This window comes from Streptomyces sp. NPDC002403 (assembly GCF_053593015.1).
Genome location: NZ_JBSFBQ010000010.1, coordinates 176,091 through 199,242, shown reverse-complemented (window position 1 = coordinate 199,242; position 23,152 = coordinate 176,091). Strand labels below are relative to the sequence as shown.

At 71.6% G+C, this 23,152-nt stretch carries 17 protein-coding genes, 1 tRNA gene and 1 pseudogene; 11 read left to right on the top strand and 8 right to left on the bottom strand.

Translation table 11 applies throughout. The annotated features are described in order from the left end of the window. The 3 genes and pseudogenes from ACWCPY_RS15015 to ACWCPY_RS15005 form a co-directional block, all read right to left on the bottom strand. A pseudogene (locus ACWCPY_RS15015) lies at positions 1-413 on the bottom strand (transcription-repair coupling factor); the annotation flags it as partial. A gap of 314 nt (positions 414-727) precedes the next feature. Next, positions 728-3,313 (bottom strand): ABC transporter permease, encoded by a 2,586-nt coding sequence (locus ACWCPY_RS15010; RefSeq protein WP_451264928.1) that lies wholly within the window; start codon positions 3,311-3,313, stop codon positions 728-730. Then, positions 3,310-4,149, bottom strand: coding sequence for an ABC transporter ATP-binding protein (locus tag ACWCPY_RS15005; RefSeq protein ID WP_451264926.1), 840 nt, complete (start codon positions 4,147-4,149; stop codon positions 3,310-3,312). Before ACWCPY_RS15005 ends, ACWCPY_RS15010 begins: the two co-directional genes overlap by 4 nt. 536 nt (positions 4,150-4,685) lie before the next feature. Between ACWCPY_RS15005 and ACWCPY_RS15000 the strand changes: the two genes are divergently transcribed. Both ACWCPY_RS15000 and ACWCPY_RS14995 read left to right on the top strand, forming a co-directional pair. Continuing rightward, complete coding sequence (locus ACWCPY_RS15000; protein ID WP_451264924.1) at positions 4,686-5,090, top strand: DUF485 domain-containing protein; 405 nt, start codon at positions 4,686-4,688, stop codon at positions 5,088-5,090. Continuing rightward, a complete protein-coding gene (locus ACWCPY_RS14995; RefSeq protein ID WP_451264922.1) occupies positions 5,087-6,706 on the top strand; it encodes a sodium/solute symporter in 1,620 nt (539 codons plus the stop codon). The genes ACWCPY_RS15000 and ACWCPY_RS14995 overlap by 4 nt, the downstream gene beginning before the upstream one ends. A 125-nt stretch (positions 6,707-6,831) precedes the next feature. Here ACWCPY_RS14995 and ACWCPY_RS14990 read toward each other — a convergent pair whose 3' ends face one another. From ACWCPY_RS14990 to ACWCPY_RS14980, 3 genes are all read right to left on the bottom strand, one after another. Next, positions 6,832-7,725 (bottom strand): cellulose-binding protein, encoded by an 894-nt coding sequence (locus tag ACWCPY_RS14990; RefSeq protein ID WP_451264920.1) that lies wholly within the window; start codon positions 7,723-7,725, stop codon positions 6,832-6,834. Positions 7,726-7,921: 196 nt separating this feature from the next. After that, on the bottom strand, positions 7,922-10,477 hold the full coding sequence (locus ACWCPY_RS14985) for an SUKH-4 family immunity protein (RefSeq protein WP_451264918.1): 2,556 nt from the start codon (positions 10,475-10,477) through the stop codon (positions 7,922-7,924). 5 nt (positions 10,478-10,482) lie between these two features. Next, on the bottom strand, positions 10,483-11,460 hold the full coding sequence (locus ACWCPY_RS14980) for an SMI1/KNR4 family protein (protein ID WP_451264916.1): 978 nt from the start codon (positions 11,458-11,460) through the stop codon (positions 10,483-10,485). A 314-nt stretch (positions 11,461-11,774) separates the two neighbouring features. Between ACWCPY_RS14980 and ACWCPY_RS14975 the strand changes: the two genes are divergently transcribed. After that, positions 11,775-12,299 (top strand): YwqJ-related putative deaminase, encoded by a 525-nt coding sequence (locus ACWCPY_RS14975; protein WP_451264914.1) that lies wholly within the window; start codon positions 11,775-11,777, stop codon positions 12,297-12,299. A 10-nt stretch (positions 12,300-12,309) separates the two neighbouring features. After that, positions 12,310-12,843 carry an SUKH-3 domain-containing protein gene (locus ACWCPY_RS14970; RefSeq protein WP_362449378.1) on the top strand — a complete coding sequence of 178 codons (534 nt, stop codon included), beginning with the start codon at positions 12,310-12,312 and terminating at the stop codon, positions 12,841-12,843. A gap of 90 nt (positions 12,844-12,933) precedes the next feature. Here ACWCPY_RS14970 and ACWCPY_RS14965 read toward each other — a convergent pair whose 3' ends face one another. Then, complete coding sequence (locus tag ACWCPY_RS14965) at positions 12,934-14,250, bottom strand: sensor histidine kinase (protein ID WP_451264912.1); 1,317 nt, start codon at positions 14,248-14,250, stop codon at positions 12,934-12,936. Between the two features lie 155 nt (positions 14,251-14,405). Between ACWCPY_RS14965 and ACWCPY_RS14960 the strand changes: the two genes are divergently transcribed. From ACWCPY_RS14960 to ACWCPY_RS14930, 7 genes are all read left to right on the top strand, one after another. Further along, positions 14,406-15,266 carry a hypothetical protein gene (locus tag ACWCPY_RS14960; RefSeq protein WP_451264910.1) on the top strand — a complete coding sequence of 287 codons (861 nt, stop codon included), beginning with the start codon at positions 14,406-14,408 and terminating at the stop codon, positions 15,264-15,266. Between the two features lie 29 nt (positions 15,267-15,295). Next, positions 15,296-15,366: transfer RNA gene (locus ACWCPY_RS14955), tRNA-Gln, on the top strand. Positions 15,367-15,475: 109 nt separating this feature from the next. Further along, positions 15,476-16,924 (top strand): bifunctional UDP-N-acetylglucosamine diphosphorylase/glucosamine-1-phosphate N-acetyltransferase GlmU, encoded by a 1,449-nt coding sequence (glmU, locus tag ACWCPY_RS14950; protein WP_451264908.1) that lies wholly within the window; start codon positions 15,476-15,478, stop codon positions 16,922-16,924. A gap of 120 nt (positions 16,925-17,044) precedes the next feature. Beyond that, positions 17,045-18,019 carry a ribose-phosphate diphosphokinase gene (locus tag ACWCPY_RS14945; protein ID WP_030976866.1) on the top strand — a complete coding sequence of 325 codons (975 nt, stop codon included), beginning with the start codon at positions 17,045-17,047 and terminating at the stop codon, positions 18,017-18,019. Positions 18,020-18,201: 182 nt separating this feature from the next. Continuing rightward, positions 18,202-18,789: a 50S ribosomal protein L25/general stress protein Ctc gene (locus tag ACWCPY_RS14940; RefSeq protein ID WP_451264906.1), complete on the top strand. Its 588-nt coding sequence runs from the start codon at positions 18,202-18,204 to the stop codon at positions 18,787-18,789. Between the two features lie 117 nt (positions 18,790-18,906). Continuing rightward, on the top strand, positions 18,907-19,500 hold the full coding sequence (gene pth, locus ACWCPY_RS14935) for an aminoacyl-tRNA hydrolase (RefSeq protein ID WP_451264904.1): 594 nt from the start codon (positions 18,907-18,909) through the stop codon (positions 19,498-19,500). Positions 19,501-19,610: 110 nt separating this feature from the next. Continuing rightward, the gene (locus tag ACWCPY_RS14930; protein ID WP_329815202.1) at positions 19,611-20,081 is read left to right on the top strand and encodes a hypothetical protein; all 471 of its coding nucleotides are present in this window, start codon (positions 19,611-19,613) and stop codon (positions 20,079-20,081) included. 27 nt (positions 20,082-20,108) lie between these two features. Here ACWCPY_RS14930 and ppc read toward each other — a convergent pair whose 3' ends face one another. Next, complete coding sequence (ppc, locus tag ACWCPY_RS14925; protein ID WP_451264902.1) at positions 20,109-22,838, bottom strand: phosphoenolpyruvate carboxylase; 2,730 nt, start codon at positions 22,836-22,838, stop codon at positions 20,109-20,111. Positions 22,839-23,152: the final 314 nt, after the last annotated feature.

Below are 23,152 nucleotides of genomic sequence, written 5' to 3'. Positions count from 1 at the left end.
GGCTGGAGCACGGAACGGATCGGCGCGACGACGACGGAGACCGGGCCGGTCTCCGGGTCGTCCGCCCTCGGGTGCGCCAGCCGCCGCAGCACGGCGAGGCGTCGGCCCACGGTGTCCGAGCGGGGCGAGAGCCGCTCGTGCGGCAGGGTCTCCCAGGACGGGAACTCGGCGATGGTGTCCGGCGGCAGCAGGGTGCGCAGCGCGGCCGCCAGGTCCTCGGCCTCCCGGCCGGTCGCGGTGACGGCGAGCACGGTCCGCCCGGTCTCGCGGGCCAGCGCGGCGACGGCGAAGGGGCGGGCGGCGGGCGGGCCGACGAGGTCGACGTGCATCCGGTGGCCGTCCCCGGCGGCCTTCACCGCCTCGGAGAGTGCCGGGTCACGTACGACGGCATCCAGCAGACCGTGCAGGCTCATGAAGCGCTTCCGTCCGGGTAACGAGGGGGAGGTCCGGCAGCCGGCTGCTGCCAGGCAACACGAAGAGCAACGCGCAGGGCAACGCGAAGCGCCCGACACGTCGCACGGGTCGGGGCTTCCCAGCGTACGACTCCGGTGTGACAGCCGCGCCCGCATTCCGGCCCGGCGGGGTGTCCCGGGGCGGCGTGCCGGACACCGCGCCGCGGGAACCCGGCCTCGGGGCGCGCCTCCCGGACGCACGAATCCGGCCCCGGGGTGTTTGGAGGAACATCCCGGAGCCGGATCAGGTCATCCTACGTCGGTCGTCGCCCGCGCTAGTCCGTGGCGATCGCGTTCAGGACGTTCATCCTGCCCGCCCGGAACGCCGGGACCAGTGCGGCGAACAGGCCCACGAAGGCCGAGGCGACGAAGACCGTGAGGATCGTCGGCCACGGGATCTCCAGGACGCCGAGGCCCTCCAGGGCCAGCAGCTTCTGGGCCGCGGTGCCCCAGCCCATGCCCAGGCCGAGGCCGAGCAGGGCTCCGAAGACCGCGATGACCACCGACTCCAGGCGGATCATCCGGCGCAGCTGGCGGCGGGAGAGGCCGATGGCGCGCATCAGGCCGATCTCGCGGGTCCGCTCGACCACCGACAGGGCCAGGGTGTTCACCACACCGAGGACGGCGACGATGATCGCGAGTGCCAGCAGGCCGTAGACGATGTTCAGGAGCTGGCCGATCTGGTCCTGGAGCTGCTCCTTGAAGTCGGCCTGGTTCTTCACCTCGTACTGCGGGTACTCGGCCAGGGCGCTCTTGAGGGCGGCGTACGCCTCCTTCTCCTTGCCGTCCGCGGCCTTCGCGAACATGAGCATGTTCTGCGGCAGGGTGTCGGCGGGGACGTACCGCGTGGCGGTCGTGATGTTGACGTACATCGCGCCCTTGTCGATGTTCACGTCGTCCGAGGTGATCGCGGCGACCTTCAGCTTCGCGGTCTCGCCGCCCCTGAAGGCGACGGTCATCCGGTCGCCGACCTCGATGTGGTGCTCGGTGGCGTACGTCTCGCCGACGGACATGGCGTCCTTGCCGTACGCGTCGGCCAGCTTCCCGGCGACCGTCTCGCGCCGGACGTCCTCCTGGTACGTGGCGTCGAGGGCGGCCAGGGCCTTGTTCTCGGTGGTGCCGTCGGGGGCGGTCAGACGGGCGCCCAGGACCTTGTAGCCGGTGAGGTGCTCGATGTCCGGCACGGTCTTCAGGGCCTTCGCGGCCTGGTCGACGATGAGTGCGCCGTCGCCGCCGGCCGGCTGGACGATGAAGTCCGCGCCGACGGACTTGTCGAGTTCCTCGGTGGCCGAGGCGACCATGGAGGAGCCGACGACCGAGAGGCAGGCGACCAGGGCGAGGCCGACCATCAGGGCGGCGCCGGTCGCTCCGGTGCGGCGCGGGTTGCGCAGCGCGTTGCGTTCGGCGAGCCGTCCCACGGGGCCGAACATCCGCAGCATGACCGCGCTCAGCACCCGGACCACGAAGCCGGCCAGCAGCGGGCCGATCACGATGAAGCCGATCAGGGTGAGGAGCACGCCCGCGCCGAGGAGCAGCGAGCCCTCGCTCGACTTGTCGGCCTTCGTCGCGGCGAGGAGCGCGGCGCCGCCGGCCAGCGTGAGGACCAGGCCGATCGCGGCCCGGACCCGGCCCGTGCGGCCGTCCGCCGGGGTTCCGGCGTCGCGCAGGGCCGCCATCGGGGAGACCTTTCCGGCCCGGCGGGCCGGGAAGTACGCGGCGACGACGGTGACGACGATGCCGAGCACGAGGCCGACCACGGGGGTCGTCCAGGCGACGGTGAGGTCCTCGGTGGAGAGCTCCATGCCCATGGCGCCCATGAGCTTCATCAGGCCGACGGCGAGGCCGACGCCCGCGCCCACGCCGAGGAGCGAGCCGACGATGCCGAGGAACAGCGCCTCGATCAGCACGGACCGGTTGACCTGCTTGCGGCTGGAGCCGATGGCCCGCATCAGGCCGATCTCGCGGGTCCGCTGGGCGACGAGCATCGAGAAGGTGTTGACGATCAGGAAGATGCCGACGAGGAGGGCGATCCCGGCGAAGCCGAGCATCGCGTACTTCATGACGTCGAGGAAGGAGCCCATCGAGTCCTTGTTGGCGTCCGCGGCCTCCTGCTGCGTCTGGATCTCGTACGCGGCGTGACCGCCGAGCGCCGTGGCGACGTTCTTCTTCAACTGCTCGTCGGCCACGCCGGATTCGGCGGTGACGGAGACCAGGCTGAAGACATCGGGCCTGCCGAGCAGCTTGGTCTGCGCGGTGACGGTGTCGAAGTAGACGACCGCGGCGCCGGGGTTGGTGACCTTGAAGGTGGCGATGCCGCTGATCCGCGCCTTGATGTCGCCGTTGGCGGTGATGGTGCGCAGTTCGTCGCCGAGCTTCAGGTGGTGCTTCTCGGCGGTGTCGGCGTCGACCATGACCTCGGTCGGGCCGCGCGGTGCGTGGCCGGAGGAGATCTCCATCGAACGCAGGTCGTTCGTGGTCCAGTTGCCCGCGATCGTCGGGGCGCCCGTGGTCGAGCCCATGTTCTTGTCGTGGCTGTCGACGACGGTGACGGACATGCTGGAGACCGCGCCCTCGGCCGCCTTCGCGCCGGTGGCCTTCGCGATCTGCCCGACGGCGGACGCGGGGATCGTGACGGGCTTGCCGTTGCCCGGGAGCCGGTCCTCCTCCTCGGGCTTCTTCGGGCTGACCGTGACATCGGCGGCGGTCGCGGCGAAGAGCTTGTCGAACGTGGTGTTCATGGTGTCGGTGAAGACGAGCGTGCCGCACACGAACGCCACCGACAGCAGGACCGCGACGGCGGAGAGCGCCATGCGTCCCTTGTGGGCGAAGAAGTTCCGCCGCGATGTCTTCCAGACGGTCATGACGTCCGCCCGCGCGAGTCGAAGTCCTTCATGCGGTCGAGGACCTGGTCGGCCGTGGGGTTGTGCATCTCGTCGACGATGCGCCCGTCGGCGAGGTACAGCACCCGGTCCGCGTAGGAGGCGGCGACCGGGTCGTGGGTGACCATGACGATGGTCTGGCCCAGCTCGTCGACCGACCTGCGCAGGAAGCTCAGCACCTCGGCGCCGGCCCGCGAGTCCAGGTTCCCGGTGGGCTCGTCGCCGAAGATGATCTCGGGCCGGGCGGCGAGCGCCCGGGCCACCGCGACGCGCTGCTGCTGGCCGCCGGAGAGCTCGGTGGGCCGGTGCTTCAGCCGCTCGGCGAGGCCGACGGTCTCCACGACCTGCCGCAGCCAGGCGGCGTCGGGCCTGCGGCCCGCGATGTCCATCGGCAGTGTGATGTTCTCCAGCGCGTTGAGCGTGGGGAGCAGGTTGAAGGCCTGGAAGATGAAGCCGATCCGGTCCCGGCGGAGCTGGGTGAGCTTCTTGTCCTTGAGCCCGGTGATCTCGGTCTCGTCGAGGAAGATCTGCCCCGAGCTCACGGTGTCCAGGCCGGCCAGGCAGTGCATCAGGGTCGACTTGCCGGAGCCGGACGGGCCCATGATCGCCGTGAACTGCCCGCGGGCGATGTCCACATCGACATGGTCGAGCGCGACGACCCGGGTCTCCCCGGCCCCGTACGCCTTGACGACCTGTCGCGCTCGCGCGGCCACGGCCGTACGCCCACCCGCCACTCGACCGCCGCCCCTCGTCGAGGCGCCGGGCGCCGCGCCTTCCCCTTCGCCCCCGTGCCCGGGAATGGTCACAGCCGTTGTCACGGTTTATCTCCTATGTCGGTCAGCGCTTGGAATGTGTCGACGTACGTACGGAAGTCTGGTGTCGGGAGCGGGTCCCGCGCACTGGTGCCCGGCGCAGTCTCCGGGTGGGGTTTCCCCCACCCCCGCCCCTGCGTGCGACCGCGCCCCACGGTGGGATTCAGCCGCTTTTCGCGGTGTAGGAATACGGTAAGGAACGGGCTCCCGCCGCCACGTCCTCCGCCGGGAGGAAGCACCCCTGGCCAGAAGTAAGGAGCTCCCCCTAAGGGTCTCGGCCCCTGGGTGGAGGCCGGTATCAGGGGCTGGGCCCAAGGGTGCAGTGGCCGTCGCCGCGCGGTCGTCTCCCGAAGACCGCTCCACGCCCGCCGGTCACCCTCCATTCACGGGGCCTCACGCAACTGAGCCATTACCGTGGGTAATTCAGGCCACCCTCTCCCCAACTGCCGTACCCACGAGTAATGTTCGCGCTTCCGACCGCACCCGCACTCCTGCCTTGCCGTCCAGACCAGGACCCGAGCCACGCAAGGAGCAGCACCCCGATGTCGCACGGAAACCCGCCCCCGTCCCCCCACCACCCCGACTATCTGCTCCCCTGGCAGAGCTCGGAACGGACACCGCCCGACCCGCCGCCGGACGAGGCCGGTGTCCCCGCGCCCGCGCCCGGCCGCCACAGCGATCTGCGCCGGCTGCGCACCGCGTACCGGCTGCTGCGGCGCATCGCGGCCCTGACCGCGCTCGGCTACTTCGTGGTCTTCCTGCTGCTCTCCGGATTCGCCAAGGAACTGCTGGACACCCAGCTGTTCGGCGGTCTCAACATCGGCCTGCTGCTGGGGCTCTGCCAGCTTCCCGTGACCCTGCTCGCGATCGTCGTGTACGAGCGGACCGCGCGGCGCACGGTCGACCCGCTCGCCGCCCGGATCCGAAGAGCGGGAGCGGCCCGGTGAACGGATTCGACAACTCCGCCCAGTCGATGTCCCTGGTGGCCTTCCTCGCCGTGGGCACCGTGGCGCTGCTGCTCTGTGTGATGACCGGCCCGGACCGCGACGACCTCGACGAGTTCTACACCGGCTCCCGCTCGCTCTCGCCCCTGCAGAACGGCCTCGCCCTCGCGGGCGACTACCTCTCGGCGGCGACGGTGCTCGGCACCACCGGCATCATCGCCCTGACCGGCTACGACGGGATGATCCTCGCCCTGAGCATCACCCTCTCGCTCGTCCTGCTGATGTTCCTGCTCGCCGAACCGCTGCGCAACACGGGCGGGTTCACCATGGGCGACGTGCTGGTGCGCCGCGCCCCCGGCCGCGCGGTCCGCATCACCGCCTGCGCGGCCACCCTCGCCGCGCTCGTCCCGATGATGGTCGTCCAGCTCGCCAGCAGCGGCGATCTGCTCGCCTTCATCCTCGGCTTCGACACCTCGGGGTTCCGCACCGGCGCCATCATCGGGCTCGGCACCCTGATGATCGGCTACGCGGCCATCGGCGGGATGAAGGGCACCTCGCTGATCCAGATCGTGAAGACCGTCGTCCTCTTCGTCGCCGCCTTCACCATCGCCGTACTGATCATGAACCGGTTCGACTGGAACACCGATTCGCTGCTCTCGGCCGCCCGGCAGAGCAGCGGTGCGGGGGCCGCGTACCTGCGCTCGGGGCTCCAGTTCGACGGCAGCGGGCTGGACATGGTCAGCTCCGAACTGACCGTGGTGCTCGGCGCCGCCTGCCTGCCGCACGTCGCCATGCGGATGGCGGGCGCCCGCTCCACACAGGCCGTCCGGCGCTCGATGTCCTGGGCGGTCGGGGTGGTCGCCGCGATCTGTCTGCTGCTCGTGGTGATCGGCTTCGGCGCGGGGGCCCTCGTCGGCCACGATGTCATCACGGGCGCCGGGGCGTCCGGGAACAGCGCGATCCTCCAGATCAGCGGAGAGGTCGCGAACGGTACGCGGATGGGGGCCCTGATCATCACGACGATGACGACGGCGATCTTCCTCACCCTGCTGGCCTCGGTCGCCGGGATGATCCTGTCCTGCGCCAACTCCCTCGCCCACGACCTCTTCGCGCACGGCCTGCACGGGGTGCGCGACCCGGACCGCAAGCCGCTGCCGGGCCTGTCCGAGATGCGTACGGCACAGTTCTCGGCGATCGTCGTCGGACTGCTCGCCACCGTTCTCGCCGTCGTGGCCAGGCACTGGAACGTACAGGCGCTGGCGACCCTCTCGTTCTGCGTCGGCGCGTCCACGTTCGCCCCGGCGCTCGTCTACAGCATGTTCTGGCGGCGCTTCACCCGCACCGGGCTGCTCTGCACCCTCATCGTCGGCACCCTCACCACCCTGGTGCTGATCACCGGTACCAACCTGGTCTCCGGCTCACCCACCTCGGTCTTCCCCGACCACGACTTCAACTGGTTCCCGTACACCACCACCGGGCTCGTCTCCATCCCGGCCGGCTTCCTGGCGGGCTGGCTGGGAACGGTCCTCCCCCGCCGCACCGCCCCCGCCGCACGCCGGCTCTACCAGAGCGAGGAGCCCCGGATCCTGGCGGGCGCGCAACCGGCACCCCGGCGCTGAACACGGCAGCCGGACAGCGGCCTGTCCGGCACGCGGGACCCACCCCCCGCGTGCCGGTCAGGAGTCGCGCCACGGCCGGGCCGGCTCCGAGGGGGCGGTGAGTCGCCGGAGAGGCGTCGGCCGGGTCAGTCCTCCGCCGGTGTCACCCGTCCGGTGAGCGCCGCGAGCGAATTGCGTACGTGCGCCATGTGCGCCTGCACCTCCTCGCGGCCCTCCTCGTGCTCCCGCACGATCCGCTCCGTCTCCCGGGCCACCCGCTCCTCACGGACCCTGGCCTCCGCGATCAGCTCCGCGGCCCGCGCCTCGGCGTCCTCCTGGCCGTGCCGCGCGGCCTCCTCGGTCTCCGCCAGCGCCCGCCGCGCCTCGGCCAGACGGGCCTCCGCCTGATCGGTCAGCTCGTCGTGGCGCGCCGCCTGCGCGGCCTCGGCACCGGCCAGTTCGCGCTCGGCCGTCTGCCACCGCTCGGCGTGCTCCTGTTCCTGGTGGGCGAGGACGCTCTCGGTACGGCGGACCGTCGCGTCCATCATGGACTCCGCCTGCTCCCGCACCTCCGCGGCCTCCTCGTGGGCCTCTGCGACGGTCGCTTCGGCGGCGCCCCTGGCCGTGGAGAGCGTCTCGTCGGCGTGGGTCACGGCCGCTGCCCGCATGGCCTCGGAGTCCGCCCGCGCCGAGGCCCGGATCCCGCGGCCCGACTCCTCCGCCGCCTCCTGCAGCCCCTGCGCCTCCTCCTGGGCGGCGCCCCGTACGGTCTCCGCCTCGCCCTCGGCGAGCGCCAGGATCTGCTGGGCCCGCTCGCCCAGCGACTCGTAGTTCTGCGGGGCGAGCGTGGCGACGACCTCGCTCAGCCGGACCGACTCCGCCGACAGCTCCTCCACCAGCGCGGTCAGCCGGGACACCTCGTCCAGCGCCGCGTCCCGCTCCGCCGAGAGCCCGGCCACCGCGCGGTCCACCTGCTCCGGGCGGTAGCCACGTCCCCGTGCGCCGACGAAGCCATGTGCGGACACCGGTGCAGAACTCATCCTTGAAGCCTCTTTCCGACTCTCCGACCATCAGCAACAGGTCAAGGATGCGGCAATTAGTACAGAAGTCGGAATCGATCAGCTGCTTTCCGGACGGAAGCGACAGGCATCACAGGCAACACGGACAACGCGTGGCACACAGCACGGCGCCCGGCCCCCTCTCGGGAGCCGGGCGCCGTCCGTGGGACCCGCCGGGTCAGATCAACCCGTCCCACATCTGTTCGAGCAGTACGGACCACCAGCTCTCCGGAGACGCCAGCGCCGCCGCGTCCAGCGCCACCAGCTGGGCCTGGAAGTCGACCGTCCAGCGGCCCGCCTGCTCCGGGTTGAGCCCGAAGCGCAACCGCCACATCCGGCCGAGCAGCGCCATCGAACGCTGGAACTCCGGCAGCCCGGTGTTCACGAACTGCGGCGCCACCGACTGACCGCCCGGCCCCGCCTCGACCGGCACGGCCACGATGTTCGCGGTCCCGTACTGGACACAGATCGCCCGCCCGAAGTCGGACCCCATGACGAGGTACGACCCCGCGTCCGGGGCGGCCTGCACCTGGCGCTGGGCGGCGAGCTCGCCCAGCGTCGGCACCACGGGCTGACCGGGCTGCGCCCAGAAGAACGGCCCGAAGTCGGCGGGCAGCCCCGCCCACACCAGCGTGCGCGCCACGGTCTCGGGCACGCCCTGGCGGGAGACGGCGCGCTGGTCGAAGCGGCAGATGCCCTGCGGCCCGAAGGCCTGCAGCAGCTCGTCCGCGACGGCCTCCGGCGGGACCGCCATCGCGGGCGGCATCTGCGGCAGCGGGGCGCGCACCGGCGCCGGGCGGGCCGGGCCGTCCGCCACCTGGTGCAGCTCGCCCTGGTGGGTGAGCAGATGCTGCATGCCCTGCTGACGGCTGGCGTGGTCGGTGCCGTACGGGGCGACGCTGGTGATCCGCACCTGCGGCCAGGTCTCACGGATCATCCGCGCGCAGTAGCCGCCGGGCAGCTCGCAGGACTCCAGCTCGGTGTGCAGCTCGATGACCTGCTGCGGCGGTACGTTCATCGCCCGCAGCTCGTGCAGCATCTGCCACTCGGGGTGCGGGGTGCCGGGCGCCGAGCGCCGGATCAGCTGCTGCTCGCTGCCGTCCGGCGCGCGGTAGCGCAGCACGGCCTGGTAGCCGGGGCCGACGGTCGGCTGACCGGTCGGCGCCTGCGGATAGCCGTACGCCGGAGGCGGCGGGGTGTGCGGATTCGGCGGTACGGGGCCGGGGGCGCCGCCCTGCGGCAACCCGGGCGGACCGGGGGGCTGCGGCGCACCGGGGCCGCCCATGCTCGGATCGGCGAGCATCGTCGCTGCGTGATGCACCCCACCACCGGGCGGCGGAGGCACCGGAGCACCGGGCGGCGGCACCGGAGCACCGGGCGCACCAGGAGCGCCGGGGACTCCGGGCGGGCCGGGAGGCCGGACTCCACCCGGGCCGCCCATGCTCGGATCGGCCAGCATCGTCGCGGCATGATGCACCCCACCACCCGGCGGAGGCGTCGAACCCGGCGGCGGAGGCGGCACCGGGCCACCGGGCGCACCAGGGGCTCCGGGCGGGCCGGGAGGCCGGACTCCACCCGGGCCGCCCACGCTCGGATCGGCCAGCATCGTCGCGGCATGATGCACCCCACCACCCGGCGGAGGCGTCGAACCCGGCGGCGGAGGCGGCACCGGAGCACCGGGCGGCGGCAGCGGCGCACCGGGCGGCCCCACCTGGGGGGCGAGCTGAGTCGGCAGGTACCCGCCCGCCGGGGCACCGGGCGCACCCGGTCCCGAGGGCGGCGGCACGGGCGGTCCCGGCCTGGCACCCGGGGTCCCGGGGGCACCGGGCGGCGGAGGCGTCGAGGGACCGCCACCACGCGCACCGCGCGGCGGCACGGCGGCCTTGCTGGTGGCCGCATCGGCGATGTCACCGGCAGCCGGCCCCGGACCGCCCTGACCCGGAACACCGGGCGCCGGAGCAGCCGGAGGAACGCCGGGAACAGCCGGAGGCAAGCCCGGAGGCATGCCCGGGGCGCCGCCCTGCGGACCCAGACCCGGTACGAGCGCCGTCCGGGGCAGCTGGCTGCCGCCCGACATCAGGGCGGTCGGCGCATCGGCCGGCACCACCGGCGGCGGGGTGCCGTCGTCGTCGGAACCCGAGAGCGGCGGCGCGAACACCGTGGCCGGCAGCGGCACCGCCCCGTCGTCGGAACCCGCGTTCGTGTCCGTGCCGGCCCAGGGGGTGGACCCGGCGGGCACGTTCGGCGGGGACGCCGGGACACCGTCGTTGGCCGTGGGCTCGTACGCGACCTGCCCACCGGACGAAGCCGACGGTGCGGCGTCCTGACCCCGGTCCTGGTCCCGGCTCTCCCGGCGGTCCGGGATGCCCAGCTTGTCCGCCGCTTCCTGGAGCCACTCCGGGGGGCTCAACAGGAACGACGTCTGGTTGAGGTCGATGCGCTGCGGCGGCTCCGGAGCGGCCGCGGCCGTCGCCTGCGCGCCGTACTCCTCCTCGTACCGCCGGATCACCTCGCCCACCGGCAGCCCCGGCCACAGGGTGGCCTCGCCGCTGTCCCGGGCGATCACCAGCCGCTGCCTGCCGCCGTCCGAGACCGGGCCCTCGGCGCGGTCCTCGCCCCACACCACGAAGCCGAGCTCGAACTCCCGCACCCGCACCTCACGGTGCTGGTACACCGGCACATCGCCGTTGATCCACTCGTCCGCGCGCTCCTGCGCCTGCGCAAAGGTCACCATCGCGCTCACCCCTCCACCGGGACGGCCCGCGCGAAGCCGCCGTCCACCATCAGGTTCGCCACGGTCTCCAGCTCCGGCGGATTGCCCGCCAGGCGCTGCAGGAAGGCGTCGAAGTCACCGCCGCACGGCAGCAGCAGCCGGTCCACCCGCTCCTGCACGGTCCAGCCGTCCCGGTCCCGGGCGTCGTCGTAGGCGCAGAACCAGACCGAGCCGACGCCGTTGCCCTTCACCTTCACCGCGATGATGCCGCCCTGGACGAAGCCGACGCCCAGGTAGTCCTTGGTGAGGTGGTCGCGCAGGCACTTGTTGACGTACACCAGGTCGTTCGCCGCGGCCTGCTCGCGCACCGTGAAGAACGGCTGGTCGACCAGCAGTCCCAGCTCCGCGTCGAGCGCCGCGCCGACCGGCGCCGAACCGCCCGCCGCCTTGAGGAACGAACGGTAGGCGCCGGGCAGCCGGTAGCCGAGGTCCTCCTCGACGTTCAGCACCTGCGCCTCGCTCACCGACACGGCACCCTTCGGCAGCCGGAAGTGCGCGGGCCGGGTCTCCTGCAACGGGCGGGTGCCCCGCTTGCCGTGGTCGACCGCCGTGGCGGCCAGGCCGCCGTGGTGTCTGAGCAGCGCCTTCACCTCGACCGGTACCAGCTCCATGCGCCGGCCGCCGGGCACGTGGTGCCACGTCCAGCCGTGCGGAGTGGCGACCGCCGGGATCGTGTCCCACAGCTCGTGGCCGCTCGCCGCCAGCGCCGCGTTGGCCGAGACGTAGTCGGTGAGCCGGAGCTCGTCGACCCCGAAGCCCTGCGGCGGCTCGGCGATCTCGGCGGCGGCACGCGCGTACGGCGCGAAGTCCGGGCTGCCGTTCTCGTCCATACGCACACCACCGGGATGGCGGGACGCGCGGACCGGGTCCGGGAAATGCACGAGCTGCCCGGCATAGGCCGCGTTCGGTGGCGCGGCTTGCTGCCCGGGCCGACCTGTCGTCATGGCGGTTGCCCCCTGCTGCGTCTGGCTGGTGAGGACCGGCCTGCCCGAGGGGGACGGTCCGGGCACAGCCTATGCGGTGGCGCAAGGGCGGGTCTCGCCCATGTGACCTGTCCTACGGCTCCCCCTCCGCATCCGTCACGAACCGTCACACCCGCGTGACGGACGAGCGACGCGGCCGCCCCGCTCCGGCGACACGGAGACACGTTTCACCGCCCCAGCTTCCCCACCAGCCGGGACATTTGGCAGGCTGTCACCGCAACTCGGGGGCGTGCACATCGCGCAGCTACCGCTGCGGGCACGGGAGGGAAAGCACCATGCACACTTCACAATCAGTCACATCCGGGGATCCGCGCCTCAGCTGGAGCAGCACCGACGCCGACCGCGCACCCCGTCTGCACCACCGTCGCGACGGCATCCTGCCCGCGGTCGCGGCGGCGCTGTCCGTGCGCGGCGAGACACTGACCTGCACCGCGGGCAAGGGCGACCAGCCCCCCGTGCTGCACCCGCTCGTCCAGGACTTCCTCGACACCCTCCCCAGCAGCCGGCGCGAACGTTTCACCGGCCGCTGCCCCGAGGCGATACTGGTCTCCCGGCAGCTCACCGCCGCGGAGGCGACCCGCTCCAAGCGCGCCCAGCGCAAGCCGCTGACCAACGGCGAGGCCCGGCGCGCCCTCAAGCACTCGCGGCTCACCGCACGGCGCATCCGTGAGGACGGCGACCCGATGCACGGCAGCTACGCGCCGCCGTGCCGCTCCTGCACGGCGATGCTCGCCCACTTCGGCGTACGTCCCGTCGACCTCACGACCACCGGGGCGGCGACCACCGCCGAGAAGGGCTGACCGCACGCCGATGCGCGACCGAACCGACCTGCCCGAACAGACGGGCCCCGCCGAACGCGACCGGCACGCCTCCACCCGCTTCCCCGTCGCCGTCGACGCCGCCCTGCGCACCGCGGGCTGGCAGCCCGGCCGCTGGGACATCCGGCAGGCCGAGGAGTGGGCCGACGCTCTGCGCTCGCACACCTCGCCCGCCGGCCACCAGCACGCGGTCTTCCCCGCGGCCGTGGAGGCCTGGGCCGAATTCGGCGGGCTCCGCATCACCGCGTCCGCGCCGGGCCGCCAGATCGCACCCGCCCCGGTGCGCATCGACCCGCTGAGCGGACTCCATCTCGCCCGCACCCTCGGCGACCTCGGCCGGGCGCTGGAGACCGAGGTCAGCCCGCTGGGCGAAGAGGGGGATGGCCAGGCGGTCCTGGCCATCGACACCGAGGGCCGCGTCTACAGCATCGACCACACCGGCGACTGGTACCTCGGCCCGGACATCGACCAGGCCCTGGCGACCCTCATCGCCGGCATCCAGCCGGAACGCCTCGTATCGGGCTGAGCCGTGGGACCGGCCGGTCCCCGATCCGTACGACGCCCCACCGGACCGGCCGGGACCCGAACCCGTAAGACGCCCGGCCGGTCCCACGGCTCAGGCCGCCTCCCCCTGGGCCGGCAGCACCGCCGACACCCGGAAGCCGCCCGCGTCCGTCGGTCCCGAGACGAAGACCCCGCCGAGCCCCAGCACCCGCTCGCGCATACCGACCAGGCCGTTGCCGCCGCTCGGCAGCCCCGCGTCCGCCGTGGCGGCGTCCGACGGGCCGTTCTCCACCTGCATCGCGACCTCCGCGCCCCGGTGCGCCAGCCGGACCCATGTCTTCGCGCCCGCCGCGTGCTTGTGGACGTTCGTCAGCGCCTCCTGCACCACCCGGTACGCGGTCTGCTCGACCTCGGGCGGATACGTGCGCGCCTCGCCGTCCACCGACAGCTCCACCGTCATCCCCGCCGCCCTGGACTCCCCCACCAGGGTCTCCACCTCGTGCAGCCGCGGCCCGTCCTCCGTCGCGGCGGCGGCCGCGGCAGCCGCCGCCTGACCGACCGAGGCCAGCGGCACCTGGGCCGGCCGGGCCGTCACCGGCTCCCCGGCCCGCAGCACCCCGAGCATCTCCCGCAGCTCCGTCAGCGCCTGCCGGCCCATGTCACCGACCAGCGCCGCGTTCCGTACCGCCTTCGCCGGGTCCTTCGGCGCGACGGCCTGGAGCGCGGCGGCGTGCACGACCATCAGGCTGACCCGGTGGGCGACCACGTCGTGCATCTCGCGGGCGATCCGGTGGCGCTCCTCCGTACGCGCCCACTCCGCCCGCTCCTCCGCCCGGTCGGCGAGCAGCGACAGTTCCCGCTCCAGCGAGTCCGCCCGCTCCCGCAGGCTCTCCATCAGCCGCCGCCGGGCCCCTATGTAGAGGCCGAACAGCACGGGCGGCGCGGTGAGCCCCAGCGACATGAAGAGCGAGATCAGCGGCACGTACCAGTCGCCGGGCCCGAAGTCGTCCTGTTCCGCGATGCTCTGCCGCAGCCGTACATAGGTGACGATGAACGTCCCCGCGAAGGACATCCCCGTGAGCACCGCGGTGATCCTGCGCGGTACGTCGGAGGCGGCCAGCGTGTAGAGGCCGACCAGCCCCATCAGGAAGCCCATCTCCGCGGGCGTGGTCGCGATCGCCACCAGCACCACCGCGATCGGCCACCGCCGCCGCAGCACCAGCACCGACCCCGCGAGCAGCCCGAACAGCACCCCCACCGGCACCGGCAACCCGGTGTCCCCGGCGAACGACACCCCCTCCAGCGCGCACTCCAGCGCCGACAGGAGCCCGAGCCCCACGTCCAGGGCGACACCGCGCCGCCGTTCCCACCACCAGTAGCCGCGGGTGGTCGGTCCCGCCGCTTCCCGGTCTGCCCCCGTTGCGGTCATGCCGTCCACCCTACGGGCGGGCGCACCTCATTTTCGGGCGACCCGGACAGCACGTCCGCACGTGGAACGGAGGCGAAACAGCAAGTTATCGCTTGAAATGGCGAATCGAGCAGGCTTTCGCACCGGACGTCCGCATTCCGGACGACGCTCGACACATGACGGAAATCACGAGCAGATATGCAGATTTCGAGGACCTGCGCGAGCAGGCGGTCGCCCTTCGCCGGGAAGGCCTCAGCCTGCGGCAGATCAGGGACCGCCTCCACATCCACAACAACGACATCCTCGGCCGCCTGGTCAAGGGAGAACCGGCTCCGGAGTGGACGAAACGCCCACGCGCCAAGGACGATCTTCGAGAGAAGGCGCGAGAGCTGCGCAGCCAAGGCATGACGTACGACCAGATCCAGGTGGAGCTGGGCTGCTCGAAGAGCTCGATCTCGCTCTGGGTGCGGGATCTGCCGAAACCGAAGCCTCGCTATACCGACGCGGAGCGCCACGCGCTCATGAACGCCGGCCTGTCGCGCCTGCGTACCACCCAGAACGAGGATCGACTCAGGGCCAAGACTCAAGCGCGGGAAGCGGTCGGCCAATTATCGGACCGGGAACTGCTCCTCGCTGGAGTAGCGCTGTACTGGGCCGAAGGCTCCAAGGACAAGACGTACAGCCGTCGAGAGAGCCTCCAATTCATCAACAGCGACCCCAACGTGATCACGCTGTACCTGCACTGGCTCGACCTGCTCGGGGTTCCGCGCGAGCGCATGCGCTTCCGGGTCAGCATCCACGAGTCGGGGAACGTCGCAGAGGCCGAGCGATTCTGGGCAGGCCTGGCGGGCGTTCCCGCCTCCACATTCCAGAGAACGACCCTGAAGAGACACAACCCCAAGACCACGCGCAGGAACACCGCCGAGACCTACCGTGGATGCCTGATCATCTACGTCACCAAAAGCGCTGATCTTTATCGTCGCGTGGAAGGCACTTGGTACGGCATAGTGTTGGGAGCCGCACATTCGGCCAGCTAGCCAGTTGTCCGATTCGACCGCGTTTACCATCCCCTGTGGTGTAATGGCAGCACAGTGGCTTTTGGTGCCATTTGTCCGGGTTCGAATCCTGGCAGGGGAGCTCAGACGCAAGGGCCCCGGCCTCCAAGGCCGGGGCCCTCACCCATGTCCGCCCACCAGCCCCCCGGTATCCTTCGGACGTCCCCCACTCAAAGCCGAAGGACATACCCGTGAGCGCCAACCGCCCGGCAGCCGTCGTCGTCCTCGCAGCGGGTGAGGGCACCCGCATGAAGTCGAAGACCCCCAAGGTCCTGCACGAGATCTCCGGGCGCTCGCTCGTCGGACATGTCGTCGCCGCCTCCCGCGAGCTGGACCCCGAGCACCTCGTCGTGGTTGTCGGCCACGGCAGCGAGCAGGTCACCGCGCACCTCACCGCCGTCGACGACCGGCTGCGGACCGCTCACCAGACCGAGCAGAAGGGCACCGGCAACGCGGTGCGCGTCGGGCTCGACGAGCTGGGCGGCACCGTCGACGGCACCGTGATCGTCGTCTGCGGCGACACCCCGCTGCTCTCCGGTGAGACGCTCGTCGCGCTGGCCGCCACCCACACGGCCGATTCCAACGCCGTCACCGTGCTGACCGCCGAGGTCCCGGACTCCACCGGCTACGGGCGCATCGTCCGCGACCCGGCCGACGGCGCGGTCACCGGGATCGTCGAGCACAAGGACGCCACCGACGCCCAGCGCGAGATCCGGGAGATCAACTCCGGGGTCTTCGCCTTCGACGGCCGGCTGCTCGCCGAGGCCCTCGGCAAGGTCCGTACCGACAACAGCCAGGGCGAGGAGTACCTCACCGACGTCCTCTCCATCCTGCGCGAGGCCGGGCACCGGGTCGGCGCCTCGGTGGCCGGCGACCACCGCGAGATCCTCGGCATCAACAACCGGGTCCAGCTGGCCGAGGCCCGGCGGCTGCTGAACGAGCGGCTGCTGGAGCGGGCCATGCTGGCCGGTGTGACCGTCGTGGACCCGGCGTCCACGCTGATCGACGCCACCGTCACCTACGAGCGGGACGCGATCGTGCATCCGGGCACCCAGCTGCTCGGCGCCACGCACCTCGGCGAGGACGCCGAGGTCGGCCCCAACACCCGGCTCAAGGACACCGTCGTCCGCGCGGGCGCACGCGTGGACAACACGGTCGCGGACGGGGCCGAGGTCGGCGAGGGCGCCACGGTCGGTCCGTACGCCTATCTGCGGCCCGGCACCAGGCTCGGCACCAAGGCCAAGGCCGGTACGTACGTGGAGATGAAGAACGCCACGATCGGCGAGGGCACCAAGGTCCCGCACCTCAGCTACGTCGGTGACGCGACGATCGGCGACCACACCAACATCGGTGCCGCCAGCGTCTTCGTGAACTACGACGGCGTGGCCAAGCACCACACAACGATCGGCTCCCACTGCCGTACCGGCTCGGACAATATGTTTGTGGCGCCCGTCACGGTCGGGGACGGCGCCTACACCGCCGCGGGCTCGGTCATCACCAAGGACGTACCGCCCGGTTCGCTGGCCGTCGCCCGCGGCCAGCAAAGGAATATCGAGGGTTGGGTGGCTCGCAAGCGTCCGGGAAGCGGCGCCGCGCAGGCGGCTCAGGCCGCCGTATCGGAGCGCGACAGCGAAAGCTGACCGGAAACAGGTGCGCCGCGCACGGCGTACCGTGATAGATGCTCACCCCATTTCGGCTGGCTCGTTGCGCATCGGGACACATGCGCGCAGCGCCAGGAACACGTCTGAGGAGACTGTGCTGTGACCGGGATCAAGACGACCGGCGAGAAGAAACTGATGCTCTTCTCCGGCCGCGCCCACCCCGAGCTGGCCGAGGAGGTTGCGCACCAGCTGGGTGTCGGCCTCGTGCCGACGAAGGCCTTCGATTTCGCCAACGGCGAGATCTACGTCCGCTTCCAGGAGTCGGCTCGCGGCGCCGACTGCTTCCTGATCCAGAGCCACACCGCTCCGATCAACAAGTGGATCATGGAGCAGCTCATCATGCTGGACGCGCTGAAGCGCGCCTCGGCCCGCTCCATCACGGTGATCGTGCCGTTCTACGGCTACGCCCGCCAGGACAAGAAGCACCGCGGCCGCGAGCCGATCTCGGCCCGTCTGGTCGCCGACCTGATGAAGACGGCGGGTGCCGACCGCATCCTCACCGTCGACCTGCACACGGACCAGATCCAGGGCTTCTTCGACGGCCCGGTGGACCACCTCTTCGCGCTGCCGATCCTGGCCGACTACGTCGGTGCCAAGGTCGACCGCTCGAAGCTGACGATCGTCTCCCCGGACGCCGGCCGGGTGCGCGTCGCCGACCGCTGGTGCGACCGTCTGGACGCCCCGCTGGCCATCGTGCACAAGCGCCGTGACAAGGACGTCGCCAACCAGGTGACGGTCCACGAGGTCGTCGGCAACGTGAAGGGCCGGGTCTGTGTCCTGGTCGACGACATGATCGACACCGGTGGCACCATCTGCGCCGCCGCCGACGCCCTGTTCGCGCACGGCGCCGAGGACGTCATAGTGACGGCGACACACGGTGTGCTCTCGGGCCCGGCCGCGGACCGGCTGAAGAACTCCAAGGTCAGCGAGTTCGTGTTCACGGACACCCTGCCGACCCCGGGCGAGCTGGAGCTCGACAAGATCACGGTGCTCTCGATCGCGCCGACGATCGCGCGTGCGGTGCGCGAGGTCTTCGAGGACGGTTCGGTGACCAGCCTCTTCGAGGAGCAGTAGGAACAGCGGTACCGAAGATCCACTTTGGGTGCGGCCTCCCCGCCGGGTAGACTCAGCGAGTTGCTCGGCGAGGGAGGCCGTACTCATGTGTACGGCGGTCCGTTATCGACGCGCTCTTCGTAGCAGGCCTGTCGTGGGCCGGGTGACCGTCCGATTTTCGTCACCTCACGAGGAGTGCAGTCATGGCTGAGGTCAAGCTCGCCGCCCAGGTCCGTACCGAGTTCGGCAAGGGTGCCGCCCGTCGCACCCGCCGCGCCAACCTGGTTCCCGCGGTCATCTACGGCCACGGTGCCGAGCCGGTCCACGTCACCCTGCCGGGTCACGAGCTGATGATGGCGCTCAAGACCGCGAACGTCCTGATCGGCCTGGAGATCGACGGCAAGGACGCGCTGGTCATCCCGAAGGCCGTGCAGCGCAACCCGCTCAGGGGCGACATCGAGCACGTCGACCTGCTGACCGTCAAGCGCGGCGAGAAGGTCAACGTCGAGATCGCCGTGCACGTCGAGGGCGACCTCGCCCCGGGCGGCAACCTCCTGGAGTACGTGCAGAACACCCTGCTCGTCGAGGCCGAGGCCACCCACATCCCGGAGTCGGTCACGGTCTCCGTCGCGGGCCTGGACGCCGGTGCGTCCGTTCTCGCCAAGGACATCACGCTGCCGAAGGGCGCCGTGCTGGCCGGTGACGAGGACGCCATCGTGCTCCAGGTCGTCGCCGCGCAGGCCGAGGAGCCGGCCGCCGAGGCCGCCGAGGGTGAGGGCGCGGAGGCCTGAGCCTCGCCCGCACTGCTTGACTGACGGGGTGGCGGTTCCTTGTTCGAGGATCCGCCGCCCCGTTTCCCTGTATCCGGGCCGTCCGGAACCATCCGTACACGAGGAGACCGAGCGCAGATGTCCGACTCCACCGACCCCTGGCTCATCGTGGGCCTCGGCAACCCAGGTCCCGAGTACGCGGCGAACCGGCACAACGTCGGCTTCATGGTGGCCGACCTCCTGGCCGAGCGGATCGGCGGGAAGTTCAAGCGGGCACAGAAGGCGCAGGCGCAGGTCGTGGAGGGCCGCATGGGCCCGCCCGGACCGGCGAACCGGCGGGTGATCCTGGCCAAGCCGATGTCGTACATGAACCTCTCCGGCGGCCCCGTCACGGCGCTGCGCGACTTCTACAAGGTGCCGACCGACCACATCGTGGCGATCCACGACGAGCTGGACATCGACTACGGGGCGCTGCGGCTGAAGCTGGGCGGCGGCGACAACGGGCACAACGGGCTGAAGTCGATGACCAAGTCGATGGGCGCGGACTACCACCGGGTCCGGTTCGGGATCGGGCGGCCGCCGGGCCGGATGCAGGTCGCGGACTTCGTGCTGAAGGACTTCTCGTCCACCGAGCGCAAGGAGCTCGCGTACCTGGTGGACCGGGCGGCCGACTCGGTGGAGTGCCTGCTGGCGGAGGGGCTGGAGCGCGCGCAGAGCGCGTACAACTCGTAGCGGCCGCCGTTGCGCGGTGGCGCGCACAACTCTGACATTCCCGCCGGTACCCCGGCGATTTTCGGCCATGAGTTGACCGGTGGTGCCGGTCTGCCCAAGGATCGCTCCCCATGAAGCGGAGCTCCTCCCACCGCGCCCTGGTCTACGGCCGCAACGCCGCCATGGGCTGTGTCGTCCTGCTGCTGCTGGTGGCGGGTGTGCTGTCGTCCTGGAACGAGGCGCAGCACATCATTCTGGCCAAGGGCCGTGAGCACGGCACGATGACGGTGACGGGTTGCGGCGCCGATGTCTGCACCGGTCCGTTCTCGCCGTCGGGGCAGGCGACCGCGCGTTCCCGGGTGACGGTCGACAGGTCCGTGGCGGCGCGCCGGGGCGACCGGTTCCCCGTGGTGGTGAAGCCGGGCACGGATGACGTGGTGCGTACCGGGACACCGGGCTTTCTGCATGCCTGGGTGCCGCTGGGCGGTGCGCTGGTGCTGGCCGGTCTGGTGATCGGCGGCGGTCTGCGGATGTCGCGGACCGGCTGGTGCACCGGGATCGCGGGCGCGGTCCTGCTCGTGGCGACGTTCTTCGCCCTGTGAGCGGACCGCACCCGCGACCGGGTCGGCTCAGCCGGTGTTGCGCAGACCCGCGGCGACACCGTTCACGGTGAGCAGCAGGGCCCTGGCGAGCAGCGGGTCGGGCTCTTCACCGCGTGCCGCGGCTTCGCGCTGGCGGGCCAGCAGCGAGACCTGGAGGTAGGAGATGGGGTCCAGGTAGGCGTCGCGGATGGCGAAGGTCTGCTGGAGCACCGGGCTGGTGCCGAGCAGTTCGGTGCTTCCGGTGACCTTGAGGACTTCCTGGACCGTCAGGTCGTGCTCGGCCTCGATGGCGTCGAAGACGTGCTTCAGCTCGTCGGGGACGAGGGTGTCGACGTAGTGGCGGGCGATGCGCAGGTCGGTCTTGGCGAGGGTCATCTCCACGTTGGAGAGGAAGTTCCGGAAGAAGTGCCAGTGCTCGTGCATCTCTTCCAGGACGGTGTCCAGGCCGGCTTCGCGCAGGGCCTTGAGGCCGGAGCCGACGCCGAACCAGCCGGGGACGATCTGGCGGGACTGGGTCCAGCCGAAGACCCACGGGATGGCGCGCAGTCCGTCGAGCGAGACGCCCGAGCCGGGGCGGCGGGAGGGCCGCGATCCCAGGTGCAGGTCGGCGAGCTGGTCCACCGGGGTGGAGGCGAGGAAGTACGCCGGCAGGTCCGGGTCCTCGACGAGCTTGCGGTACGCGGCGTGCGCGGCGTCGGAGACGGTGTCCATCGCCGCGTCCCAGCGGGCCAGGGCCTCGTCGGACTGGCGCGGTGCGGTGTGCAGCGCGGAGGCCTGGAGGGTGGCCGCGACGGTCAGCTCCAGGTTCTCCCGGGCGAGCGCCGGGATGAGGTACTTGTCGGAGATGACCTCGCCCTGCTCGGTCACCTTGATCTCGCCTTCGAGGGTGCCCCACGGCTGCGCGAGGATCGCGTCGTGCGAGGGGCCGCCGCCGCGGCCGACGGTGCCGCCGCGGCCGTGGAAGAGCCGCAGCCGTACCCCGTAGCGGTGCGCGACGTCACGCAGCCGGCGCTGCGCCCGGTGGATCTCCCACTGGGAGGTGGTGATGCCGCCGAACTTGGAGGAGTCGGAGTAGCCGAGCATGACCTCCTGCACGTCGCCGCGGAGCGAGACGAGGCGGCGGTACGAGGGGTCGGCGAGCATCTCGTCGAGGATGACGTCGGCGGCGCGCAGCTCGTCGGTGGTCTCCAGGAGCGGCACGATGCCGATCTTGGCCCAGCCGCCGTGCAGGTCGATCAGTCCGGCCTCGCGGGCGAGCACGGCGGCGGCGAAGACGTCGTCGGCGCCCTGGCACATCGAGATGATGTAGGACTCGATGACTTCGGGGCCGAAGCGCTCGAAGGCTTCCTTGACGGTGTGGAAGACGCCGAGGGTCTTCTCGCCGGCGGCGTCGAGCGGGGCCGGGGTCGGGGCGAGCGGGCGGCGGGAGCGCAGTTCCTTGGCGAGGAGCTTCTGCCGGTAGTCGCGGGGCATGTCGGCGTAGCGCCAGGACTCCTCGCCGAGCCGGTCGAAGAGCTGGCCCAGCGCGTGGTGGTGGGCGTCGGCGTGCTCGCGGACGTCCATGGTGGCGAGCTGGAGACCGAAGGCGGCCAGGGTGCGGATGGTGCGGTCCATCCGGCCGTCGGCGAAGAGTCCGCCGCGGTGCTCGCGCAGTGAGGTCTGGATGAGTTCGAGGTCGGCGATGAGTTCGGCGGTGCCGAGGTAGTCGCAGCCGGGGCGGTGCGGGGTGCCGGAGGCGAGGCGCTCGCGGGTGTTGACGAGCTTCTGCCGGATGCAGGTGGCCTTGAGGCGGTAGGGCTCCTCGGCGTTCAGCCGCTTGTAGCGCGGGCTGATCTCGGGGAGGCGTTCGAGGTCCGCTTCGAGGGAGGTCAGCAGCTCGTCGGTGGCGCCGGTGTAGCGGATGGAGTTGGAGAGCAGTCCGCGCAGGTGGTCGATGAGTTCGAGGGCGTCGGTGATGCCGTGCTCGTGCTGGAGGATCAGCACCTCCCAGGTGACGGCGGGCGTCACGTTGGGGTTGCCGTCGCGGTCGCCGCCGATCCAGGTGCCGAAGGTGAGGGGGCGGGTGCCCGCGGGCAGTTCGACGCCGACGCGTTCGAGTTCGGCCGCCAGGTCCTCCAGTACGTCGCCGACTGCGTTGGCGTGCAGCTCGTCGAGGTAGTAGATGGCGTTGCGGGCCTCGTCGGCCGGCTCGGGGCGGACGACGCGCAGCTCGTCGGTCTGCCAGATGAGGTCGATGTTCTCGGCGAGGCGCAGGTCCTGACGGCGCCGGTCGGCCTCGACGACGGGCGTCTCCAGGAGCGCGGCGATGCGGCGCAGCTTGTTGAGCACGGAGCGCCGGGCGGCCTCGGTGGGGTGCGCGGTGAAGACGGGCCGGACGTTGAGGTTCTTGACGGTCTCGCGCAGGTGGGCGGGGTCGGCGTCCTTGAGCCGGTCGGCGGTGCGGGCGAGGAGCCCGCCCTCGGCGGCACGGCGGTCGCGCATCTCGTGGGCGCGGTGGACCTGCTCGGTGACGTTGGCGAGGTGGAAGTAGGTGGAGAAGGCGCGCACGAGCTGCGCGGCGGTCTCCAGGTCCGTGTCGCCGAGGAGCTGGGCCGCGGCCTCGCCGTCGGTGCGGGTCAGGGCGCGGACCCGCTCGACGAGGTCGAGGAGTTCCTGGCCCTCCTGGCGTACGAGGGTCTCGCCCAGCAGGTCGCCGAGGCGGCGGATGTCGGCGCGCAGCTCGGCGCTGGCGGCAGGGGTCTGGTCGGCACTGCTCACGGTGTGCGGCTCCTTGCAGTGGTTGAGCACGGGGGTTCTCCCCGGGGCCGCGGCAGGCAGCGGCCACAGGGGTCTCCGGGGCCACGACAGGCAGCGGTGCTGACGCCACCCCGGGAAAGCAGAGTGCGGACCGCGCTGTCCGACCCCACCAGGATAGGTGTCCACTCCGTCGGCACCGCTCGCGGCCCGATCGGGTTTCCCCTTCGCGGGCGGCCCGTCGCGCTCTCGTGCGGCGGCCCGAGCGCTGTCATACTTACGTTGCCGTAGGTTACGGAACCGTAGCCAGAGCTATCCGTCGTATTCCTCATCCCCAG

Coding starts and splice junctions, on each gene's coding strand:
- ACWCPY_RS14940 (WP_451264906.1), top strand. CDS start 18,202: ATGGCTGAGGTCAAGCTCGCCGCCCAGGTCCGTACCGAGTTCGGCAAG.
- pth (WP_451264904.1), top strand. CDS start 18,907: ATGTCCGACTCCACCGACCCCTGGCTCATCGTGGGCCTCGGCAACCCA.
- ACWCPY_RS14960 (WP_451264910.1), top strand. CDS start 14,406: ATGACGGAAATCACGAGCAGATATGCAGATTTCGAGGACCTGCGCGAG.
- ACWCPY_RS14980 (WP_451264916.1), bottom strand. CDS start 11,460: ATGACGACAGGTCGGCCCGGGCAGCAAGCCGCGCCACCGAACGCGGCC.
- ACWCPY_RS15010 (WP_451264928.1), bottom strand. CDS start 3,313: ATGACCGTCTGGAAGACATCGCGGCGGAACTTCTTCGCCCACAAGGGA.
- ACWCPY_RS14965 (WP_451264912.1), bottom strand. CDS start 14,250: ATGACCGCAACGGGGGCAGACCGGGAAGCGGCGGGACCGACCACCCGC.
- ACWCPY_RS15000 (WP_451264924.1), top strand. CDS start 4,686: ATGTCGCACGGAAACCCGCCCCCGTCCCCCCACCACCCCGACTATCTG.
- ACWCPY_RS14970 (WP_362449378.1), top strand. CDS start 12,310: ATGCGCGACCGAACCGACCTGCCCGAACAGACGGGCCCCGCCGAACGC.
- ACWCPY_RS14990 (WP_451264920.1), bottom strand. CDS start 7,725: ATGAGTTCTGCACCGGTGTCCGCACATGGCTTCGTCGGCGCACGGGGA.
- ACWCPY_RS14930 (WP_329815202.1), top strand. CDS start 19,611: ATGAAGCGGAGCTCCTCCCACCGCGCCCTGGTCTACGGCCGCAACGCC.
- ACWCPY_RS14985 (WP_451264918.1), bottom strand. CDS start 10,477: ATGGTGACCTTTGCGCAGGCGCAGGAGCGCGCGGACGAGTGGATCAAC.
- ACWCPY_RS14975 (WP_451264914.1), top strand. CDS start 11,775: ATGCACACTTCACAATCAGTCACATCCGGGGATCCGCGCCTCAGCTGG.